This is a genomic window from Aurantimonas aggregata, from assembly GCF_010500835.1.
GTDB classification, from domain to species: domain Bacteria; phylum Pseudomonadota; class Alphaproteobacteria; order Rhizobiales; family Rhizobiaceae; genus Aurantimonas; species Aurantimonas aggregata.
The window spans coordinates 1-1762 of sequence record NZ_JAAAMJ010000068.1 but is presented as its reverse complement, the minus strand read 5'-3'; the positions used below and the strand labels follow the sequence as shown (position 1 = coordinate 1762).

At 64.6% G+C, this 1762-nt stretch carries 4 protein-coding genes; all 4 read left to right on the top strand.

Translation table 11 applies throughout. The annotated features are described in order from the left end of the window. Positions 1–614, top strand: a 614-nt coding sequence (locus tag GTW51_RS24435; protein WP_281354655.1) for a tyrosine-type recombinase/integrase, incomplete at its 5' end; no start/stop codon positions are given. Next, a complete protein-coding gene (locus GTW51_RS24430; RefSeq protein WP_281354654.1) occupies positions 611–817 on the top strand; it encodes a tyrosine-type recombinase/integrase in 207 nt (68 codons plus the stop codon). The genes GTW51_RS24435 and GTW51_RS24430, both read left to right, overlap by 4 nt. After that, positions 817–1005 (top strand): hypothetical protein, encoded by a 189-nt coding sequence (locus GTW51_RS24250; protein ID WP_246233386.1) that lies wholly within the window; start codon positions 817–819, stop codon positions 1003–1005. Before GTW51_RS24430 ends, GTW51_RS24250 begins: the two co-directional genes overlap by 1 nt. Next, positions 1002–1721 (top strand): tyrosine-type recombinase/integrase, encoded by a 720-nt coding sequence (locus GTW51_RS23255; RefSeq protein WP_246233385.1) that lies wholly within the window; start codon positions 1002–1004, stop codon positions 1719–1721. Before GTW51_RS24250 ends, GTW51_RS23255 begins: the two co-directional genes overlap by 4 nt. The last annotated feature ends 41 nt before the right edge of the window (positions 1722–1762 follow it).

Sequence of the window (1762 nt, the reverse complement as noted above, 5' to 3'; positions counted from 1 at the left end):
CCACCATCAAGCTCTACGCTCGTGATGCCGTCCGCCTGATGACGGCGCTGGGGGCGGACCCGACTGGCTGGGGTCCGGTCGATGTTCGCAGCTATTTTTTGGTCCGTGCGAGCAGTTGCGGGAATGGAACCGTCGAGAAGCTGACGACCAGCCTGCGAGCATTCTTGCGGTACCTCGCTGTCGAAGGCCGCTGCCAGGCAGGTCTCGATAACGTCGTTCCTGCTTACGCCAATTGGCGGCTTGCCGACATGCCGAGGTATCTGACCGCGGAGCAGGTCAACCGATTGATCGCGGCATGTGATGGCGACGCCATGGCGCGCCGGCGTGATCGCGCGATCGTCCTGCTCTTGGCACGCCTCGGGCTGCGGGCAGGCGACGTGGCGCAACTCCGTCTCGTCGACATCGAGTGGCAGGCGGGCTCGCTGCGGGTCTCTGGCAAGTCGCGCTATGAGGTTCGCCTACCGCTTCCGCAAGACGTCGGGGATGCGATCGCCGCCTACCTCGAGTACCGACCTTCGGCCGGTCAGAGCGACCGCGTGTTCTTGCGCACGATCGCTCCATACCGGCCGTTCCGGAATGGCGACGGCATCTCGTCGGTGGTGAGCGCATCATGAAGCGCGCCGGCATCGTGACGCCTGTCAAAGGGGCGCACGTCCTGCGGCACACGGCGGCGACCGAAATGCTGCGCCATGGCGTTCCGCTCGAGAAAATTGGCCTAGTCCTCCGCCATCGCGGCATCGACACGACGGCCTATTACGCCAAGGCCGATGTCGCGCTCTTAAAGCAAGTCGCCCAACCCTGGCCGGAGGTGCACTGATGCTGAACGCCGTCGAGACCTATCTCACCCTGCGCCGTGCCACGGGCTTCGCGATGCTGAATGCGGAATGCCTGCTGAAGAGCTTTGCCGCCTTTGCGGCCGAGCGCGGGCAAAACCTTGTCCACACGCAAACGGCATCGATTGGGCAGCTCTCGGCCCATCCGTGCCGCAACGCGATGCCCGGTTGAAGGCTGTCTGCCGCTTTGCACGTTATGTCCGGGTTGACGACGCCCGGCATGAGCTGCCGCCGGCCAATCACTTCGGCGCCCGCAAGACGCGCCGCCCACCGCGCATCTACTCGGCAAAGGATATCGATCACCTGATCGAGGCCGCCCTCCAGCTTCGGCCCAAAGGCGGCTTGCGCTCCCTGACGTATGCGACCTTGATCGCGCTGCTCTCGGCCACCGGGTTGCGGATCTCCGAAGCCCTGAAGTTGACGATCGCCGACGTGAGCAACGACGGCCTGCTGATCCGCGAGACCAAGTTCCGCAAGACGCGCCTGGTGCCGCTGCATGACACCGCAGCAGCAGGCTTGAACCGCTATCTGGCGCGTCGCCGGCCTCGTTCAGACGATGATCCGGTCTTCATCGACGATCGTGGTCTGTCTCTGCGCTACCTTGCAGTCAGAGACACCTTCAACCGGCTGGTGAGCATGTCTGGCATCCAGTCGATGGCGACACGCCGCCCTCGTCTGCACGATCTGCGGCACACGTTTGCGGTGCGTGCGCTGCAAGGCAGCCCGGCAGGGCGAAGCCGCTGCGGGGCGCATATGGTGGCGCTCGCGACCTACATGGGCCACGTCAACATCTATGCGACCTATTGGTATCTGGAGGCCACCGCCGACCTCAAGCGCGATGTCGCCGCGGCCGGGGAAGGGTTCATGTACGAGGGGAGGCAACCATGACGCCGATCGCTCCCCTCATCGAAGCGTTCCTCTGCGAGACA